At 50.0% G+C, this 17,481-nt stretch carries 18 protein-coding genes; 11 read left to right on the top strand and 7 right to left on the bottom strand.

The window, feature by feature from the left end:
• Positions 1 to 71 precede the first annotated feature (71 nt).
• Positions 72 to 2,408 carry a putative bifunctional diguanylate cyclase/phosphodiesterase gene (locus tag SU32_RS13835; RefSeq protein WP_053999969.1) on the bottom strand — a complete coding sequence of 779 codons (2,337 nt, stop codon included), beginning with the start codon at positions 2,406 to 2,408 and terminating at the stop codon, positions 72 to 74.
• Between the two features lie 169 nt (positions 2,409 to 2,577).
• On the bottom strand, positions 2,578 to 3,330 hold the full coding sequence (locus SU32_RS13830) for an SDR family NAD(P)-dependent oxidoreductase (RefSeq protein ID WP_053999968.1): 753 nt from the start codon (positions 3,328 to 3,330) through the stop codon (positions 2,578 to 2,580).
• 233 nt (positions 3,331 to 3,563) lie between these two features.
• On the opposite strand from SU32_RS13830, the gene SU32_RS13825 reads away from it, so the two are divergent.
• From SU32_RS13825 to SU32_RS13815, 3 genes are all read left to right on the top strand, one after another.
• Positions 3,564 to 4,157 (top strand): TRAP transporter small permease subunit, encoded by a 594-nt coding sequence (locus SU32_RS13825; RefSeq protein ID WP_053999967.1) that lies wholly within the window; start codon positions 3,564 to 3,566, stop codon positions 4,155 to 4,157.
• Positions 4,154 to 6,073: a TRAP transporter large permease gene (locus SU32_RS13820; RefSeq protein WP_053999966.1), complete on the top strand. Its 1,920-nt coding sequence runs from the start codon at positions 4,154 to 4,156 to the stop codon at positions 6,071 to 6,073. Before SU32_RS13825 ends, SU32_RS13820 begins: the two co-directional genes overlap by 4 nt.
• Positions 6,074 to 6,213: 140 nt before the next feature.
• Complete coding sequence (locus SU32_RS13815) at positions 6,214 to 6,930, top strand: tellurite resistance TerB family protein (RefSeq protein WP_053999965.1); 717 nt, start codon at positions 6,214 to 6,216, stop codon at positions 6,928 to 6,930.
• Between the two features lie 183 nt (positions 6,931 to 7,113).
• Here SU32_RS13815 and SU32_RS13810 read toward each other — a convergent pair whose 3' ends face one another.
• Positions 7,114 to 7,503 (bottom strand): DUF4345 domain-containing protein, encoded by a 390-nt coding sequence (locus SU32_RS13810; RefSeq protein ID WP_053999964.1) that lies wholly within the window; start codon positions 7,501 to 7,503, stop codon positions 7,114 to 7,116.
• Between the two features lie 150 nt (positions 7,504 to 7,653).
• On the opposite strand from SU32_RS13810, the gene SU32_RS13805 reads away from it, so the two are divergent.
• The 3 genes from SU32_RS13805 to SU32_RS13795 are packed head-to-tail and all read left to right on the top strand — an operon-like array spanning position 7,654 to position 9,310.
• Positions 7,654 to 8,328 (top strand): GNAT family N-acetyltransferase, encoded by a 675-nt coding sequence (locus SU32_RS13805; protein ID WP_053999963.1) that lies wholly within the window; start codon positions 7,654 to 7,656, stop codon positions 8,326 to 8,328.
• The gene (locus SU32_RS13800) at positions 8,325 to 9,083 is read left to right on the top strand and encodes an SDR family oxidoreductase (RefSeq protein WP_053999962.1); all 759 of its coding nucleotides are present in this window, start codon (positions 8,325 to 8,327) and stop codon (positions 9,081 to 9,083) included. Before SU32_RS13805 ends, SU32_RS13800 begins: the two co-directional genes overlap by 4 nt.
• Entirely contained in the window at positions 9,071 to 9,310 is a 240-nt protein-coding gene (locus SU32_RS13795; RefSeq protein WP_053999961.1) for a hypothetical protein, read from the top strand. The genes SU32_RS13800 and SU32_RS13795 overlap by 13 nt, the downstream gene beginning before the upstream one ends.
• Here the strand turns inward: SU32_RS13795 and SU32_RS13790 are convergent.
• The 4 genes from SU32_RS13790 to SU32_RS13775 all read right to left on the bottom strand — a co-directional run bounded on the left by SU32_RS13790 (position 9,307) and on the right by SU32_RS13775 (position 13,396).
• Positions 9,307 to 10,308, bottom strand: a complete 1,002-nt coding sequence (locus SU32_RS13790) for a nickel/cobalt transporter (RefSeq protein WP_053999960.1) — start codon at positions 10,306 to 10,308, stop codon at positions 9,307 to 9,309. The two genes, SU32_RS13795 and SU32_RS13790, sit on opposite strands and share 4 nt — an antisense overlap.
• Positions 10,299 to 10,946, bottom strand: a complete 648-nt coding sequence (locus tag SU32_RS13785) for a DUF1007 family protein (protein ID WP_053999959.1) — start codon at positions 10,944 to 10,946, stop codon at positions 10,299 to 10,301. The genes SU32_RS13790 and SU32_RS13785 overlap by 10 nt, the downstream gene beginning before the upstream one ends.
• A gap of 71 nt (positions 10,947 to 11,017) precedes the next feature.
• Entirely contained in the window at positions 11,018 to 11,926 is a 909-nt protein-coding gene (locus SU32_RS13780) for a LysR family transcriptional regulator (RefSeq protein ID WP_053999958.1), read from the bottom strand.
• Positions 11,927 to 12,052: 126 nt separating this feature from the next.
• On the bottom strand, positions 12,053 to 13,396 hold the full coding sequence (locus SU32_RS13775) for an 8-oxoguanine deaminase (protein WP_053999957.1): 1,344 nt from the start codon (positions 13,394 to 13,396) through the stop codon (positions 12,053 to 12,055).
• 87 nt (positions 13,397 to 13,483) lie between these two features.
• On the opposite strand from SU32_RS13775, the gene SU32_RS13770 reads away from it, so the two are divergent.
• The 5 genes from SU32_RS13770 (at position 13,484) to SU32_RS13750 (ending at position 17,480) form a co-directional block, all read left to right on the top strand.
• Complete coding sequence (locus tag SU32_RS13770; RefSeq protein ID WP_053999956.1) at positions 13,484 to 13,987, top strand: MarR family winged helix-turn-helix transcriptional regulator; 504 nt, start codon at positions 13,484 to 13,486, stop codon at positions 13,985 to 13,987.
• A gap of 94 nt (positions 13,988 to 14,081) precedes the next feature.
• Positions 14,082 to 15,107 carry a LacI family DNA-binding transcriptional regulator gene (locus tag SU32_RS13765; RefSeq protein WP_053999955.1) on the top strand — a complete coding sequence of 342 codons (1,026 nt, stop codon included), beginning with the start codon at positions 14,082 to 14,084 and terminating at the stop codon, positions 15,105 to 15,107.
• Between the two features lie 14 nt (positions 15,108 to 15,121).
• Positions 15,122 to 16,102: a 2-hydroxyacid dehydrogenase gene (locus SU32_RS13760; RefSeq protein WP_053999954.1), complete on the top strand. Its 981-nt coding sequence runs from the start codon at positions 15,122 to 15,124 to the stop codon at positions 16,100 to 16,102.
• Positions 16,103 to 16,204: 102 nt separating this feature from the next.
• A complete protein-coding gene (locus SU32_RS13755; protein WP_053999953.1) occupies positions 16,205 to 16,657 on the top strand; it encodes an AprI/Inh family metalloprotease inhibitor in 453 nt (150 codons plus the stop codon).
• Between the two features lie 43 nt (positions 16,658 to 16,700).
• Positions 16,701 to 17,480, top strand: a complete 780-nt coding sequence (locus SU32_RS13750) for a transglutaminase-like domain-containing protein (RefSeq protein ID WP_053999952.1) — start codon at positions 16,701 to 16,703, stop codon at positions 17,478 to 17,480.
• The last annotated feature ends 1 nt before the right edge of the window (position 17,481 follow it).

The raw sequence follows: 17,481 nt of genomic DNA, 5'->3' as shown, positions 1-17,481 counted from the left end.
GAAAAAACAGAGCGAATTTGCTCTGGCGTTAGAGAAAATTTCGAAAGTGTTGGCAGGATAGCGGCGCTGATTTACGCGACCGCATATTCCTTGGCTTTCTTTGTCGGAAGCTGCGATAGTTTTGACAAAGTGCGAATGCCGCTTGCAGGCAATGGCGGGCCATAAACATACCCCTGTATCCGGTCAACCTTGCCTTCGCTCACAACGAGCGAAAGTTGTTTTTCCGTCTCGACACCTTCAACGGTGACATCAAGACCCAGCGTGCGACAAAGTTCTGTCACACCATGCAGTAATGCAATTGGTGTCTCACCAGTATCAATGCCAACAACAAAGGATCGGTCAATCTTGACTTTATGAAGCGGCAAGCGGTGTAAATAGCTCAACGACGACTGGCCCGTGCCAAAATCATCCAGCGCAATGCGGACGCCCAAATCCCTTATCGCCCGCAATTTGCTGATCATTTCGCGCTCATTAGAGATAACCGCGGTCTCCGTGATTTCAATTTCCAGCCTGTGCGCAGGTAGATTTGAAACCGCCAATGCATCCTTGATAACAGACACAATTTCTCCTGTTCGAAAGTCGACAGGAGAAAGGTTAACCGAAACCGACACATGATCCGGCCACTTGGCGCATTCTGTTGAAGCCTTGCGCAGCATCTGGTTGCTGATTTGGGTAACAATCCCCATCTCCTCGGCAAGCGGAATATATTCTGCCGGAGATACATTGCCATACTCGCTGTCATGCCAGCGTGAAAGTGCTTCGCAGGACACCAGACGCCCTGATTGTGCATCGACGAGCGGTTGATATAGAATAGTCAGGCTGTCGGATTGAACCGCCTTTGCAAGATGGTTTTTGATGCGCTGGCGCCGCTGGTAGTGGTCGTCCATGATTTTTTCAAATTCACGCCAGGTGCCCTTACCGTCGGCCTTGGCAGCATAAAGCGCCAGATCTGCGCGTACGATCGCATCATCTTGATTAAATTCACTCGCCTTCATCGTGACATAGCCAATGCTGCAACTCACATAAACCTGTTCGGATTTCAGGTCGTGAATTCGGCATAGATCATGATTAAGCCCGGCAACAGTGAGGTGCATGTGCTGAGGGTCTTTAATACCGCTGATAAACAGCAGAAACTCATCCCCGCCCAGACGGCAAGCCAGATGTTGATAATTGCTGCTTTTTAACGACAGCAGCGAAGCGATACTGCGCAAGAGTTCATCACCCTGCGCATGGCCGACTGCATCATTGACATGCTTAAAGTCGTCAACATCCACCACCAGCAAAGCACAATAATCGTCTTCATTTGCATTATTTGCAATTTCTGAGATCAACGTCTCGAAATACCGGCGATTGGGCAGATTCGTCAGACTGTCATATTGAGCCATACGCTCAATTTTTCTGGCTGACTGCACACGATCACTTATATCCTCAAAGGTCAGAACAGTACCGCCATCGGAACGCTCACTGACAGCCAGCTCCAGATAGCGGCCATCATCAAGCAAAACCTGCTGCCTATCGGCAACACGGCCAAGAAGGGCGTTAAAAGCAACATCCAGATTTTCAAGATTACGGTCTGCCAAAGCATCAAAACGGCGTGCAAAACGCATGAGTACAGAGAAATGACGCCCGACGATATCGAGATGATCAGGAAACTTGAAGAGCTTACGGGCCTGATCGTTGGCAATGAGTATCCGGTTGCTCTCATCAAACATCATCAGGCCATGCGCCATATTTTTGAGCGCAACATCAAAGCGCCGACCAATCTCGATTTTCTCGGCATTGCCCTCAACCGCACTGATAACGGTGCTGCGCACCGCTTTGACCATACCCAAGACAAGAACAATGTAGGGAAGACACAAAAGAGCGAGCAAAATATGTGACAGGCTGCCATCAACCAACAACCCTATAATGATCGGGCCGAAAAGTCCGAACAACATGAAACTTGCAAGCCGCATCGATCCGTACAAACGCCCGACAATGGTTGGAACAGGCGCAAACAATAGGCAATAAACAGCGCCAAGCGACGCCCCGGTTTCCGCAGTTTGAAACCCGAAATAACAAAATAATCCGACATTAATCGAACTCAGCGCACTGGGAACAACATATTTGTTCTCCCAATTGTTTGCCACCGAGACTTGCACCGAAATGGGGCACGCCTTTATTTCTTCAAAAGCGGCCTGGTACAACTGCCCTAAACGCATACGCCAAAGCGCAAAAATGACAGCACCGGAAATAAAGACACCAAAGTAATAGATATTGGTTGCCAGCAGAAAGAAGGAAATTGTTGCGGCTTGCAAAATACCGCCCATCAATAAACCTCGCGTATCGCTAAAGAGCGAGTTCACGAACTCTACATAGGCTTCATCTTCGACGCGCTGGCTTTTCGCCTGAGCTAAAATGTTTCTCATACCAACCTCAGCGGCCAAGCTATCAATGAGGTCTTAAAATAATATGTATGATATAAGATAGATGTCCCAACTCTTGCCAAGAAATACTAACCATTTGCGTAAGATCTTCTATCTTAACGCCACAGGTCGAAAATGCTTGGTTTCAGAGCAACTCATCCGCTCAAAAGAACTATCCGGCCAAGCTGTAACCGCCGTCAATCGTTATCGTTGTGCCTGTCATATATCTGGATGCATCACTGGCAAGCAAAAGACACGCCCCGTCCAAATCAGACGCATCTCCCAAACGCGCCATCGGGATTTTTGCTTTCAGCACCCGCCCCAGCCCTTTTTTGAAATATTCCTCTGTCATCGCAGACGGAAACCAGCCGGGAGATAAATTATTCACACGCACACCGGAACGCGCCCATTCACTGGCCATGGACATCGTAAGCTGGCTAAGCGCCGCTTTTGACGCCGAATAGGCTGCAAGGCCGGTCATTGATGATCCCGCCATTACCGATGTGATATTGATGATCGAACCGGAAACATTATTCTTCCGCATTTGCGCTGCGGCCTGTGTCGCAACATTTGTGGCGGCAAAAACATTAAGAGCAAAGAGTTTTTGCAAATCATCCGGTCCAGTGTCTTTAAGGCGTTGAACTTGGGAGGCGCCTGCATTGTTTACGACGACATCCACGCCGCCATAGACCTCACTCAGATGTAAAAATAGTTTGTCGACAACATCTGTATCGGTAACATCGCCGATGAAGTGTTCAAAATTCGTCGCATATATATCGGTTTTCCAATGTGGCTCCTCGCGCGAAATACCGATCACCTTGGCACCGCGTGAAAGGTATAATTGCGCCATATGCGCTCCCAGCCCTTTTGATACACCGGTAACAAGGCAAACCTTGTCTTTTATGGAAAACAGATCATCGTTCATGAACTATAGACAGCACGGCCACAAACAAGGTCAAGTTGCATTGATCATTTGCTGTGAAGAAGCGCCAGTTTTCAACACTTTCAACAACAGTTTTCAAGGTGGTCAGAAAATTTGACCACCGAATTGAATCTCAGTCTTTATGGTGGTAGCAAAATGATGCGCATTGAAATACCACAAGAACCGTATCAGACTTTGCGCGACAAAAGCCAGCCAATAGGCTCAAGGGGAGGAATATGACGGCACTTTTACGGCTCTCATCAGCAATTGATGCGGTGACAGCATTTATCGGCAGATCTGTATCATGGCTTATTTTAGTCGCGGTACTTGTAAGTGCCGGAAATGCAATCATACGAAAAGCATTTGATACCTCCTCAAACGCATGGCTGGAACTTCAATGGTATCTTTACGGTGCCGTATTCCTGTTAGCAGCAGCCTACACATTGCAGCGCAATGAGCATGTTCGCATTGACATTGCGACATCCGGCTTGACGAAAAAGACCAGAGACTGGATTGACCTTCTCGGTCACATATTATTCCTGATGCCGTTCTGTATTCTAATGGTTTATCTCGGCTGGCCATTTTTCTGGAACTCATTCCAGAACGGAGAAATCTCACTCAATGCCGGCGGCTTGACGATTTGGCCTGCAAAGCTGCTGATCCTGGCAAGCTTTATTCTTTTGTCCGCGCAAGGCATCTCGGAAATCATCAAGCGATGGGCAGTGATCAGAGGGATAATTGATGACCCGACTGTCCAGCATGAACTGCCAGCAGCAGTCGAAGCATTAGAGTCAACAGCAGACCTTTCTAATCGGGTGAATAAATCATGATCCAGATTATCGCCCACAACCTTGCACCCATCATGTTTGTTTCAGTGATGGCAATGCTCCTCATCGGTTATCCGGTCGCTTTTACGCTTGCTGCCGGTGGCTTGATCTTCTTCTTTATTGGCGTCGAACTTTCTCAATATTCCAGTGAAATCCGGCTGTTCTATCCGCTGATACAATCGCTTGCGAATCGCACATTCGACATTATGCGCAATGACACGCTGCTTGCGATTCCATTTTTCACATTCATGGGGCTTATTCTTGAGCGATCCCGTATGGCAGAGGATCTGCTGGATACGATCGGCCAATTGTTCGGCCCCTTGCGTGGCGGCTTGGCCATTGCCGTTATCATCGTTGGCGGTTTACTGGGTGCAACAACCGGCGTTGTAGCAGCCTCCGTTATCGCCATGGGCCTCATCTCCCTGCCGATTATGATGCGCTACGGCTATGACCGTTCTGTAGCGACAGGCACGATTGCAGCTTCGGGCACTTTGGCGCAGATCGTACCGCCATCGCTTGTTTTGATCGTTATGTCAGACCAGCTCGGGCGGTCGGTTGGCGACATGTATGTCGCAGCGCTTTATCCTGCTCTCATGATCATGGGGATGTACTGTCTGTACATCTTCCTGCTGACATTGATCAGCCCGAAAAAAGTGCCCGCTCTGCCGATTGAAGCACGCACATTGGGCGGCGGTGTTACCTCACTTCTTGTGATGATCGCCTTATCGGTTGGCATTCATTATGCGCTGTACAATTTTGTTTTTGCCGATTTGCGTTACGAAACCCGCTTTGTCTGGTCGGCAACAATCGCCACTTTTGTTGCGCTCAGCATTTCATTGCTGAACCGCTATTTGAAGCTTGGGATTATTTCCCGCCTCGCAGAACAGGTCATTATCGTTCTCATTCCGCCGCTGGCACTGATTTTCCTCGTGCTGGGTACAATCTTCCTTGGCATTGCAACGCCAACGGAAGGCGGTGCGATGGGCGCAACCGGTGCGCTAGTACTTGCACTGTTTAAACGCCGCCTTGGCATCAAAACACTCAAAGAAGCACTCGATTCAACGACCAAACTGACAGCGTTCGTCATGTTCATTTTGATCGGCGCACGTGTCTTCGGCCTCACCTTCTATGGTATTAACGGCCATATCTGGATTGAAGAACTGCTTTTGGCCCTGCCCGGCGGCGAAACAGGCTTCCTGTTTGTCGTAACCGTGATTGTATTTGTGCTTGGATGCTTTTTGGACTTCTTTGAAATCGCATTCATCGTGGTACCGCTGCTTGTCGGCCCGGCTGAATCGCTCGGTATCGATCTGATCTGGCTTGGCATCATTCTGGGTATCAATCTACAGACATCATTCCTGACACCGCCATTTGGTTTCGCGCTATTCTATTTGCGTTCCATTGCACCGACAAAAGATTGGGATGATGAGGTTACAGGTGAACGCATCGCCCGGATCAAGACAACGCAGATTTATAGAGGCGTTCTGCCTTATATCGTCATTCAGTTTGTCGCGATCATGATTATTATTTTCTACCCGCGTCTCGTGACCCACTACAAAGACGATGAGGTCAAATACAACATCGAAGAGTTTGAACTTCAATTGCCGGGACTAGGCGGCGGGCTGAACGAGCAACAAGATGGAGGTGGACTGCCCGGATTAGGCGGCAATGGCCTTCCAGGCTTAAGCCTGCCAGGACAAAGTGGAGGCAATAGCGGCAATAGCGGCGGCCTTGGTCTTCCGGGTGGTCTTAACCTGAATGGCAGCCCTTCGGGACTGCCGGGTCAAAACAATGATGCAAGCCCTGAAACACAGGAGCAAGGCACCACAAATAACAATGGCCAACTCGGATTGCCCGGTCAATTAAACCTGAACAATCAGCCTCTCAATCTGGGCAACGAGCCACCCCAAACAGATTGAAACCAATAAATGAATTGAGAAAACGCCGGATAGTATGTTCGGCGTTTTTGTTTTTTAGGACCGAAATTTATCGGTTAAACATTGCATCGCATCCCAAGCGTCCCCATCTGTCCAGTGCGAACAAAAACTGGGAGATACGGATGTTCGATCCTAAAAAACTTTTGAATGATCTTTTAAATTCGCCTGTTCCCGGCGGTGCTGAAGGCGGCAATAACACCGTGCGTGACAAAGCCTCTCAAGTCGGTCAACTGGCAAAGGACAACCCGCTTGTCACCGGCGCACTTGCTGCTGTTTTACTCGGCACTGGCGCAGGACGCTCCATTACGGGCTCTGCTCTCAAAGTGGGCGGTGTCGCAGCTGTAGCCGGCCTTGCCTATAAAGCCTACCAAAACTATCAGAGCGGCCAAAAAGCAGAAGAGATCGAGGCTCAAGGCGCAGAACAGGACGTGCTGACACCTCCCAAAGACAGCGACTTTGCACCCGAAACAGCACCGCAAGGTGCCGATGAGTTTACACTGTCCCTTGTCAAAGCCATGATTGCTGCAGCCCGCGCTGATGGCCATATTGATGATAATGAGCGTGCCCGCATAGCCGAGAAACTTTCCATGGGCGGTTATGACGAAGATGCGCAAAACTTCATCCGCGCTGAACTGTCCAAGCCTGTTGATATTGATACGCTTGTTTCATCGGCCAAAACAGAAGCGCAACGCGTCGAGCTTTATACCGCTTCGCGCTTGGCAATTGACCCGCAGACACGGGCAGAGCGCGGCTATCTCGACATGCTCGCCGGGCGCCTGTCTTTACCTGATCCACTCGTCGATCACATCGAAGCCACTATCAATCAGGCGACCACCTGACAGCGCAATGCGCAAGCATATGCTTAATGGAAATTTACCGTTAACCATTTGTTAGGAAAGTTGAGACATTATGGAACTAGAGATTTCACGGGCTTAAGGTCTCCTCCCAACTTGGGTCCGCGCACTCGGGCGATCTACAAGGATCGCCCGTTTTTTTATGTGGTTATATTCCTTTCCCAACTTCTAATAGCCGCCCAAGCGGGCAACACGCCGCTGCCATAATATAATGAGGGGCGTGACCACCAATTCCATTCCCAAAGCCAATTGATGCGGCAGTGTACCGAACCCTGTCAGCATTCCTTCATATAGTCTTGCGATGCCACCGACGAAAACGATGAAACCGAGGATTAAAAACCGGCTTTTATGCTTTTCGATGTTTGGAACTGAAAAAACAAACAGCAAGCCAATGGCCAATAAAAGACCGGATAAATATCCAACATGACTGATCAGATCGACCGAATAGCTGCGGGCGCCAAACAGCCAAGGCCCAACGATAATGCCGCCCAAGCCGGCCCCGATCGGCACCAGCGACGCGACCAAAACAACAAGTTGCAGAATTCGTTTTTCAAACATCCAAAAGCCTTTTCATTCCCGATAATCATACAGCCACACATTGAACCGGTGACAAGTTTTCCTTGCGCCCAACGATTTTGGGGTGGGTGGGGGATAATCGATGTTTTATGAAAGAAGAAAAATTTCGCGTCAATGTGGGTGAGACGGACCATGCAGGAAGATTTAAAGAACTGGACAGGATGCGCGGCTCCAAAACCCGACTTGCTCAAAGGCAAACATATCGTTCTTGAAGCCTACGAACCGGCGATGGCGGCTGATCTTTGGGATGCGCTTGGCGGTACAGAATTTAACCAGCTGGCTTATTACTTTCCGAACCCAAATTTCGATAATGCCGACCAGTTCGGCGCTTGGCTTAATGCCTGTCAAAGCACGTATCACACAATGGTATTCCGCAATCCGGCATCGCAAGAACTCTGTGGCATGGCTTCATATATGCGCATGGATCCGGCAAATGGCTGCGTTGAAGTCGGCGCAGTTTGCCATGCACCTGAACTTCAGCGCTCTATTGGCGCAACAGAAGCGCATTATCTGATGACCAAACATGTGTTCGATGATCTTGGCTACCGGCGCTATGAATGGAAACTGCACAATGACAACGCACCGTCGCACCGTGCGGCCCGGCGTTTTGGCTTTCAGTTTGAAGGCGTTTTTCGCAACCACATTGTCTCGAAAGGTGAAAATCGCGACACCGCGTGGTATGCGATGATCAATCACGACTGGCCAAACATCAAAGCCGCCTTTAAGACTTGGCTTGAGCCGTCGAATTTTGATAATGCAGGTCATCAAAAGGCATCGCTTCAAGAAATACGGAACGCATTGATATGACAAAACGCCTTGATGGAAAAATTGCCGTTGTAACCGCTGCCGGACAAGGTATAGGCCGTGCTATTGCGCAAATGTTTCACGATGAGGGAGCGCAGGTCTATGCCAGCGATATAGACGCTGCAAAGCTTGAAAAAGCGCCGTTTAAAGACATCCGCTCACTGGATGTTACAAATACCGGCGCAGTGCAGGACTATGCGGCACAAGTGGGTGCTATTGATATTCTTGTTAATGTCGCCGGCTATGTCCATCACGGCTCGGTGCTTGACTGCGATGAAGATGCCTGGGACCGATCATTCGACATTAATGTGAAGTCCATGCACCGCACCATTAAGGCGTTTTTGCCGGATATGATTGAACGTGCAAGCGCCAAGGGAACTTCGGGCTCAATTATAAATCTCTCCTCCGGGGCATCTTCTCTCAAAGGCGCGCCCAACCGCTATGCCTATGGCAGCACAAAGGCAGCGGTAATTGGCCTGACCAAATCGGTTGCCGTTGATTTCATTCAGCAAAATATCAGATGCAATGCCATTTGTCCGGGAACGGTTCATTCCCCGTCATGGGAAGAGCGGGTTGGAGAGCTTGGCAAATCACTTGGCAGCTATGAGGAAGCACACGCACAATTTGTCGCACGTCAACCAATGGGACGTGTGGGCACAGCTGATGAAATTGCCGCTCTGGCACTCTATCTTGCAGAAGATGCATCCGCATTTACAACCGGAACAGCCATGCCAATTGATGGGGGATGGACACTTTGACAGTGCCCGAAAAAGATAAAAATACCGGCTATGACCGCAAAACGATAATTACCGCTGCGGGAATTTTCATCGGCTTCTGCGTCGTCACTTATTTTTTGCCGAATATAATGAGTGCTGTCGGCACCAGTAATCCATATCTGACAGCCGGTGTCATTGCGGCCTTTTTGATTTTACCCTTTGTCGGGCTTTGGCTGCGAGGCCGTAGCAAATCAAAGCGCGAAGATTAAAGATAAAGTGTCAATGCGCCTGCAAGCAGCAGACTTCCCAAAACAATCAGAAGCCCTGCGCCAAACACCTCAATGCCCAAATGTAACCGCTCGTTCATGACCGGTGACTTGGATAGGGCCAAAGCTGCATTTTTTGCTGTCACCGATAAGATGGCGAGAATCGATACGGTGATCGCCGTGCCAAAAGCCATCGCAAAAACCGAGACAACGCCGCCTGCATAAAGCCCGTTAAGCAAGGCAAAACTAAAAACAATCACAGCCCCCGAGCAGGGTCTTATACCAACGGCAAAAATGGCAGCGCCAGCCGAACGCCAGTCGAGCGGACGGTCGACGGTACTCGGGCTTGGCATATGCACATGACCGCAACTCGAACAGACTTCGCCCGCACTATGATCATGATGGTGATGGTCGTGAGCGTGATTATGGCCGCCGCTCTTGTGTGCGTGACTTTCATGCTTTCGGGCGTAAAAACCTTTTAGCTTGCGCCACAAAAGCCAGACGCCAAATGCAATAATCAGAATGTAACTGCCAATTTCCAACCACTGGGAAGCATCCGTCATTGAAACCGACGTGCCGCGCAGCAATAAAAATCCTGCGCCCACCAGCACAATCGCGGAAATCGCCTGAAGCACTGATGAAGCAAGTGCCAAACCGACACCGCGCCGCAATGCCGTTTCATTGGCAACCATATAGGATGAAATCACAACCTTGCCGTGACCAGGCCCCGCCGCATGCAAAACGCCGTAAAGGAACGAAAGCCCGACCAGAAGCCAGACAGCAGAGCCATCTTGGCGCATGGTTTTCAAAGCATTTGTCATGGAGCGGTAAAACGCGCGTTGTTCAGTGCCAATCCAGGTAAAAAACGAACCGAATAGGCCGCCGCTTGGCGCAACCGGCTGCTCAGCGCCGCCAATGCCAAGCGAGGACTGCGCATAGACGCTGCTACAAGCACCAACCAACACTAAAGCCGCTATAGCAAAGCGCCATTTTACGAGCATGTAACTTCCATACGGGTCGCAAGAATTTTGCTCATATCGTTCTCGGTTGTGTCATAGAACGCTTCGGTCAGGCTCTGCTGATTTTGTTCGATTGCCTCATCAGGGTCCGGCACCACCATTGTGCGCGAGCACCCTTTCGGTGCATCAATCAAAACCATGTCGTCTTCGCTGTAAAACTCGATCGCTGTATAAAAAGTCGGATCAAAAACGCCGATTTTAGGCGCATCTTTAAGAGCCACCTCTTCAGCAGGAACGGTTGAAAATAAAATCAGCAGTTGGCCATCTTCAACAGAAATTGCCATTTCCGTCACTTTTTTAAAGCCAATATCCTGGTCATTGACTTCAATATTCTGGAAATAGTTGAAATCGGCAATGGACGAGGAAACCGTATTGGCGACAACATCAAGCTCTTCGTCGTTTAGATCACCGCTTTCATCCATATCAAACTCGATCATAACTGTTGCTGTAAACAGTTCGTCAAAACGCCAAACATGGCGCAGTTCTTCAATCGTGCCTTGCGGTGTCGATTTAAGTTCCATCCGCGCTTGAGCAAATACATGCGGGTGAGCATTTGCTGCAGCAGGCAAGCCTGCAACAAACATCGTGCCAGTCAATAATATAGCTAAATGTCTAAACATGCTTCCGGTCTGATTCCAAAATTGTTTTACGCCATTTAAAGCTGGCTCTTTTATGGCAGTAATGTTCTTAATTAAGAACGAATAGTCGCATCGTACTTTTTAAACCAGTCCGCCAGAAAATCGACAAGAGCGCGGATCTTGGCCGGCAGATGTCTACGGTGCGGAAAAACGGCATAAATGCCGCTTTCAATTCGCAGAAAATCATCCAGTACCGGAACCAGCAATCCTTGCGCGACATCCTCGCGAACAACAAATTCCGGACACATGGCAAAACCAAGTCCGTTCAATGCAGCGGTCCGTGTTGCCAATGGAGAGTTGACAAACATCGCGCTTTTCACCTGAAGCGGTTTCGTGTTGCCGTCTTCATCCTGAAAGGGCAGCACATCCCGGCGCCGTGCATTGGTATCAACCACCCACGGCAGGTTGACAGCATCTTCCGGCGACTTCGGCATTCCGTATTTTTCTATCGTTTCAGGCGAAGCATAAGCGGCTACCCTGAACGCTGAAACCCGTTTTGCAATGAGCGATGAATCATCCAGCGCCGACATGCGGATGGCTAGATCAAAACCTTCTTCAACAAGGTCGACAAAACGGTCATCGAGTTCAATATCCAGATGGACTTCCGGATTTTCTTTACAAAAATCGATCAGGCTTTGGCCCAGTGTCGTATCGGCAAATGTGCGCGGAGCGGAAAGACGGACCCGGCCGCTAAGTCCGGCGCGCGCCTCGCGCATCATATCCTGCAGTTCATCAAATTCGCGGAGTAAAGCTACAGCACGGGCGTAATAGGTGTGCCCGGCTTCGGTGAGGGAAAATTGCCGTGTCGTACGGTTGAGCAGAAGCGAGCTAACCTCGTCTTCCAGTTCCCGTACATATTTGGACAACAAGGCCTTCGATCTGCCCATTGCACGAGCTGCAGAAGAATAGCCCTCGTGATCAACAACTGCCACAAAGGTTCGCATCCGCGTTAGTGTATCCATCAACTCAACACCCTCTTTAAGTCTCGTATGTAGTTAGCCGAGATCAATATTCCAGAGACAGTATTGCAGAAAATTTGTCCGTATTGTTACGCGATGACTTTAAATCAGACACATTGCTGACAAGGCCTACCTGAATACTTTGGATGCCTGCCCGTGATCCGCGCGCAGCTTGGCCAAATCGACGCCGACAGGATTGGCATCAACAACGGTCCATTTTCCGGCAACCATAACACGGTCCGCAGTGTGTGCTCCGCATAATACAAGGGCTGCAAGCGGATCATGCGCGCCTGAAAAGCGCAGCTCGTCGAGCGTGAACATCGCTATATCAGCTTGCTTTCCAACGTCTAGCGAGCCCAGATCATGGCGCCCGATACATTGCGCCGAACCATTCGTGGCCCAACGGAAAGCATCATCGTGACTGACTGTCGCGTCATATGTCAGACGGTTGATCATCAACGCGTGACGCACACCTTCCATCAGGTTCGACGAATCGCTGGAGGCCGATCCATCGACCCCAAGACCGACTTTTACGCCCGCAGCCTCCAGTTCACGTGTGCGGCAATGGCCGGAAGCTAGAACCATATTTGAGGACGGGCAGTGTGAAACACCGGTCCCCGCCTTACCAAGGCGCTTGATTTCATCGTCGTTGAAATAAATACCGTGTGCGAGCCACGTTTTGTCGGTCAGCCAACCGGTTTCTTCCAGATAGTCAAGCGGCCGGCACCCCATTGTTTCTATGCAAAAAGCATTTTCGTCTTCAGTTTCCGCCAAATGGGTATGAAGCGCACAGCCGCATTTTTTCGCCAGCGTCGCAGTGTCAGTCATCAATTGTTTGGTTACGGAAAACGGAGAGCACGGCGCAAGCGCAACCTGCAACATCGCGCCTTCATCCGAGCAGTGATATTTGGAAATAACCCGTTCGCAATCGGCAAGAATTTCATCAGCGTCCTGAACAATATTGTCAGGCGGCAGCCCGCCATCTTTTACCGACATGTTCATCGAGCCACGGTTCAAAACCATCCGTACGCCTAAGTCACCGGCAACACCGGCCTGAATATCCATCGCATCATCAAGTCCGTCAGGGTAGACATAATGGTGATCGGAGCTGCACGTGACCCCGCTCATCATGAGTTCAACAAGCGCTGCTTGCGTTGCAAGTTCCAGCCCCTCAGGGGTCAGGCGTGTCCAAAGCGGATAGAGCGCCTGCAACCAGGGAAAAAGCTTCTTGTTTATTGCGTCGGGATGCGCGCGCGTCAGCGTCTGGTAAAAATGATGATGCGTATTGACAAGGCCCGGTATGACAACATGGCGCGACGCGTCAAAAACATCATAATCACCTTCCGGTGATTGCCCCAGTGCAATATGCGCAGTGAACTTGCCACCTTTGATAAGCAGCCCGCCCCGCGCATCAATATTGGCAGGCGCAAGTATAGCCAACGGGTTTTTAATCCATAGAGTTCTATCGCGCATTGAAATTTCCCCTCAAAACATCATTCGCGTATGACAATTCGAATTGCAACAATTGCATTTGCACATCTGCCGACTTAAAACATTTGCATGGCTAAATACTTTATCGAAACCGATGACGGCGAAGTGCCAAAATTCATACTCGCCGCTCTTCAAAATGCAGCGCGGCTTGCACGGACACATACAGCGCGCCATCTGTTGGAAACCGGTCTTTATGCCGGTCAGGAAACGATAATTGCTCTGCTTGCAGAACATGAAACGCTTAGCCCTAGCCAGATAGCAAAACATATTGGCGTGCGTCCGCCAACGATTACAAAATCCATTGGCCGGCTAATAGAACAGGGTTTTGTGACAAAATCCACAGGCTATAGCGACGGACGTCAGGTGCAAGTTGAACTGACTGAAGCTGGCCGCGACATTCTGAAAAAAGTCCGCAAAGCGGCAAAGAAAGCCGAGAAACAGGCGCTGAAAGGGTTTTCTTCCTCACAGCTAAAACAGTTCGAAAGCGCACTGACACAATTGTCCGACAATTTGATCCAACGCGACGAAAAAGCACAGAAAAAAGCCGCCAAACGCGCGCTGGAAGACAGCTAGTCTCCAATTGAAATTTTAAAGGCTTTTTAAAACACCTAAAATGCTCTAAAACGCTTTAAACTTTTAAATGGCAATCTGCCGTGGGGGACAGAGCGTGGCACAAAAAGTCAAATTATCTACGATTGGCGAAAGCTTGGGGGTTTCAACGGCAACGGTCTCTTTGGCGTTGCGCGACAGCCCCCTTGTTGCAGAGGCAACGCGCGAAAAGGTCAAAGCGCACGCTTTGGAGATGGGCTATATCTACAACCGCCGTGCGGCCAGTTTACGTACATCAAAATCGGGTATCTTAGGCGTTGTCGTGCACGACATCATGAACCCTTTTTACGGCGAAATCCTACGCGCCATCGAAATGGAACTGGACCGTTCACGCCAGACTTTCATCCTGTCCAACCATTATGACCGTGTGGAAAAGCAGCGCGACTTTCTGGAAACCTTGATGCAGCTTGGCGCAGACGGTGTGATCATGTCACCTGCCATTGATACACCAGCCAGCGATATGGAACTGCTTCAGAAAAACGGTTTGCCAACAGTTCTGATCGCGCGATCTGTGCCGGAAGCCGATTTGCCGGTTTTCCGTGGTGACGACAAATTCGGCATTAGCCTTGCAACCAACCATCTGATCTCGCTGGGTCACAAGCGTATTGCGATGGTCGGTGGCACCGACAAGACATCAACCGGCCGCGACCGTTATGAGGGCTATGTCGAGGCAATGCATAAAGCAGGTCTTGAAGTCAAAGATGAATGGCGCATCATCGGCCCGCGCACCAAGGCGGCAGGTTTTGAGGCGGCCGGACAGTTTCTCGCATTGCCCGACAAACCAACTGCGGCGGTGTGCTGGAATGATCTGGCTGCAATCGGTTTGATGAGCGGTATCGCACGCGCCGGTTTGCGTCCGGGCATTGATGTTTCGGTAACAGGCTACGACGATCTGGAAGAAGCATCGATTGCCACACCGGCTTTGACAACAGTTCACAACGGCCAGCCGGAAGTCGGACGCCTCGCCGCGCGCGCCATGCTTGACCGGATTGAAGGCAAACAATCTACACATGGCGAACTAACTTTGATAAAGCCTGAATTGCATATTCGCCAATCAACCAGCAAAGTGGTTGAACGTATCTAACGCCGGGATCCCAAATGACCGAACTAAAATCTATCAAACTGCTCGCCGGAAATGGCGGTCACGCAGTAACACGTGCACGCATCGAAGAAATGTTCGATACCGTCATTTCAAGTCCCGAAGATGTTGCCAAAATGCAAGCCGACGAACGCGCTCAAATTCGCGCGATCGCATCTTTGTTTATTCCTGTCGATGCCGCGCTGATTGATCTGCTTCCCAATCTTGAAATCATTTCATCCTTTGGCGTCGGCTATGATCATATCGATGCCCAGCATGCAGCGAAGAAAAACGTTGTTGTCACACACACACCTTCAGTGCTGGATGATGAAGTCGCAGACACAACAGTTGGTCTTCTGCTGAACACTGTGCGTGAGCTTTATCATGCAGAGCAATATTTGCGGGAAAACCGCTGGGAGAGCGAAGGCAACTATCCCCTATCCTCTCTTTCAATGCGAAACCGGACAATTGGCATTTTCGGTTTGGGGCGTATTGGCAGAACCATCGCCAAGCGGCTTTCAGGCTTCGATGTTGCCATTCATTATCATAGCCGCAATCCGGTCGACGGTGTTGACTTCACCTATTACAGTTCACTGGAAGAAATGGCCGAAGCGGTGGACACGCTCATTTCCGTTGTTCCCGGAACAGCCGCAACCCATCATGCAATTAACGCGAATATCCTGAAGTTGCTCGGTTCACGCGGTGTTCTCGTCAATGTCGGCCGCGGGCCGGTTGTGGATGAGGAAGCGCTTATTGCCGCCCTTAAAGACGGTACCATTGCAGCAGCAGGCCTTGATGTTTTTGAAGAAGAACCAAAGGTACCTCAAGCTTTGCGTGAAATGAAAAATGTCAGCCTGCTGCCCCATGTAGCATCAGCGTCACAAGACACCCGCAACGCTATGGGCGCGCTTGTCATTGATAATCTGGAAGCTTGGTTCAAGACGGGGCAAGCAAAGACCCCGACACCGGAAACCGCACATATAAAAAGCAGCAAAGCTTAAGATAGATCGGCCTAAACCTGCTGAATTAACAGCCCGTTAACCAAGAAAGCGCCATAGTCCGCCATGGGATTACAAGAGGCTAGGGCAAAGGGCTAGATAAGTATGCGGTTTTCGGCTGTTACTATTTTAAACTGCATTACAGTGACGGGTGCGGCATCCATGATGTTGGTGGGAGCCTATAATGATAAAGCTTATTCATTAGGTTCAGATGGCATCGACACCATGTCCACCGCCAGCGTGCAAGCCCATGCAACAGCCCAGCCCAAAGCACTGGCCGACCACTTTACTGTTCGAAACCATGCCGACGGACGCTCGTGCATTGTTAAACTACATCGCGCAGAAGGCTATAATGTGCACCGCATCGAGCCGAGTGAAAATTGCGCGGCGGTAACCGGCATGCTGGCCAGTGCGCGCGCATGGAGAGAAAACAATGATGGACTGGTTGCCATCACAGACCGCAGCGGCAAAAGTCTGATGAAGCTTATCCCCGGCGATGGCCTTGCATGGGAAGTCATTGAACCGCGCAATATTGCACTTTCGCTGGAAGCTTTTTGAGGAAAGCACTTAACTTTTGGACATGGCGCGCTAGAGTTAAGGTATGATACTTAATATTGAAGCCTACCTTCATTACTATTTCGAACAGCCTTCAGACCTTATTCTACAGCTCGAAGCCAGCAAGACCGGACAACAGAAAATTTTGAACGCGAATATCGCGTTCTCAAAAATCGAGAACTTTGTTCGCGTCCCTACCGAAGCTGGAATCGGTGACCGTTTACTATTGCGTACTGAAGATCATTTCAGTTGCCGGTACACATCTAGAATTGAGATAGAACGAAAACCGACAGATATCGCCAGCCTGCCGGCAACACCCATTCACCTTTTACCCGGTGAAGCTATACGCTATTTAATGCCATCGCGTTATTGCCCGTCCGATGAATTTCAAGCCTTCGTATCATCTGACTTCGGTAACCTTAATGGCGGCGCACGGATCGCCGCACTCAGCGAATGGATTCATGACCATTTTGCCTATGTTCCCGGCTCCAGCAATGCGCAAACAACTGCACTGCATACATTTGTCCAGCGCAGGGGAATTTGCCGGGATTTCGCACATTTGCTGGTTACGCTTGCACGCGCATCTGCAATTCCAGCGCGGTTCACAAGTGTTTTTGCACCTTTCGTTAATCCGCAGGACTTTCATGCCGTAGCGGAAGTCTTTCTGGATGGTGCGTGGCATTTAGTCGACCCGACAAAAATGGCGCATCAGGAAGACATCGCCATTATCGGTGTTGGCATGGACGCCGCTGAAGTCGCATTCATGACCAGTTACGGATTTGCTGAATTTCGAGAGCAATCCGTCTCGGTCAGCGTCGAAGCTTAAG

Source organism: Ahrensia marina (assembly GCF_001293565.1).
GTDB classification, from domain to species: Bacteria; Pseudomonadota; Alphaproteobacteria; order Rhizobiales; family Rhizobiaceae; genus Ahrensia; species Ahrensia marina.
This window is presented reverse-complemented; position numbering and strand designations above follow the sequence as displayed.